The 1,960-nt window shown below is 75.2% G+C and carries 2 protein-coding genes; both read right to left on the reverse strand.

Annotated features, from left to right (window positions below; genetic code table 11):
- On the reverse strand, positions 1–1,156 hold a 1,156-nt coding region (locus H0487_RS22560), incomplete at its 3' end, for an ROK family transcriptional regulator (protein ID WP_183096431.1).
- Positions 1,149–1,960, reverse strand: an 812-nt coding sequence (locus H0487_RS22565) for a TIM barrel protein (RefSeq protein ID WP_183096432.1), incomplete at its 5' end; no start/stop codon positions are given. The genes H0487_RS22560 and H0487_RS22565, both read right to left, overlap by 8 nt.

Here is a 1,960-nt window from a genome sequence, read left to right on the forward strand (position 1 = left end):
GAGTGCCGGCGTAGGCGGGTTCGAGCGAGCGTTCGGCGGCACCGGTGGCGGCGGAGGCGGTGCCGAGGAGGGCCAGGCGGAGGTCGGGGAGGCCGAGGTCGCTGCTGGCCAGGGTCGCGGCGAGCTCGGCACGGGCCGGCTCGAGGATGAGGTCGCCGAGCGGCACGAAGTAGCCCCCGAGGACCACGACGCCCGGGTCGAGCACGCCGCTGACGATCGCCAGCCCGCGGCCCAGCCAGCGTCCGACCGCGGCGATCCCTGCACGGACGTCGGCCGACTCCGCCGCGGCTCCGGCCACCGCCGCCGCGGTCTCGTACGGCGTGCCGACCTCCGGCAGACCGACCGCCGCGGCCAGCGCGTGCAGGCCGACCGAGGCCTCCCAGCAGCCGGTGCGGCCGCAGCCACAGGCCGCCCCCGCTTCCCCGATCGGGAGGTGGCCGACCTCGCCGGCGAAGCCGCGCGCGCCCCGCAGCAGGCGGCCGCCCTCGACCAGTCCGGCGCCCACGCCGACGGTGCCGGTCAGGTAGAGAAGGTGCTCGGCGCCGCGACCCGCGCCGAGGTGCAGCTCGGCGAGGGCCGAGAGGTCCGCGTCGTTGCCGGCGCGGGTCCGGCCGGTCCAGCCGAAGGCCGCGTCGACCGCCTCCACCAGGTTGCGCCCGGCGACCTCCAGGTTGGGCACCCACACCGCCGTCCGGTCGTCGCCGTCGACCAGCCCGGGCAACGCCACGGTGGCGCCGATCGCACGCAACCCTGACCCTGCGAGCTCCCCTGCGACGTCCGCGGCGAGCGCGCCCAGCGCTCCGACCAGGTCGTCCGCGACCGGACGGGTCACCTGGTGCCGCACCTCCCCGCCGAGGTCGAGCACCACGGCCGCGACGTACTCGACGTTGACCTCGAAGCCCACGCCGACCGGGCGGGACCGGGCGAGGGTCACTGCCTGCCCCGGCCGTCCGCGTTCACCGCTGCGGACCTGCTCGAGCCCCGTGACGACGCCGGCGTCCTCGAGGCCGCTGACGATGGTGCCGACCGTGGCCTTGGCCAGGCCGGTGCGGGTCGCGAGCTCGGCCCGGCTCCCCGGACCCCCCTCCCGGAGCGCGCGTACGACGGTCGCGGCGTTGCGGCGCCGCAGCGACTCCGCCCCCGCGAGGTCAGCCACGGACGCCGTAGAGGTGCTCGAGGGCGAGCTGGTCGAGGTGTTCCATCGCGACCTCCCGCGCCCCGAGCGCCTCGACGTCGGGCTCCGCGTCGTCGAGCAGGGACTGCCAGCCCTCGCCTTCGGCGAGGGTCGGTACGGCGAGCGCGGGGAGCTCCGCCTCGACGAGCGCCGCCTGTACCTCGGGGTCGGCCCGGAAGGCGCGCACCTTCTCGCGCAGGATGAGGTAGTTGTCGATGCACGCCCGTGCCGACGCCCACACCCCGGCCTCGGTCTCGGGGCGCACCGGCTTGTAGTCGAAGTGCACGGGACCGTCGTACCCGCCGGCGAGCAGCGTGTCGACCACCCAGAACGCACCCCGGACGTTGCCGGCGCCGAAACGGAGGTCCTGGTCGTACCTCGGACCGTTCTGCCCGTTGAGGTCGATGTGGAAGAGCTTGCCGTGCCACAGCGCCTGCGCGTAGCCGGCGGCGGCGTTGAGGCCGGCCATCTCCTCGTGCCCGATCTCGGGGTTGAGGCCGACGAGCTCGGGACGCTCGAGGGTGTCGATGAAGGCGAGCGCGTGGCCGACGGTGGGAAGCAGGATGTCGCCGCGCGGCTCGTTGGGCTTGGGCTCGATCGCGAACCGCAGGTCGTAACCCCGGTCGGTGACGTAGTCGCCGAGGACGTTGAACGCCTCCTGGTAGCGGTCGAGTGCCGCCGGGACGTCCTTGGCGGCGCCGTACTCCGCGCCCTCCCGGCCGCCCCAGCAGACATAGACCCGGGCGCCGAGCTCGGCGGCCAGATCGATGGTGCGCCTCACCTTGC

The sequence above is a fragment of the Nocardioides stalactiti genome, assembly GCF_014180715.1.
Taxonomy (GTDB): Bacteria; Actinomycetota; Actinomycetes; order Propionibacteriales; family Nocardioidaceae; genus Nocardioides; species Nocardioides stalactiti.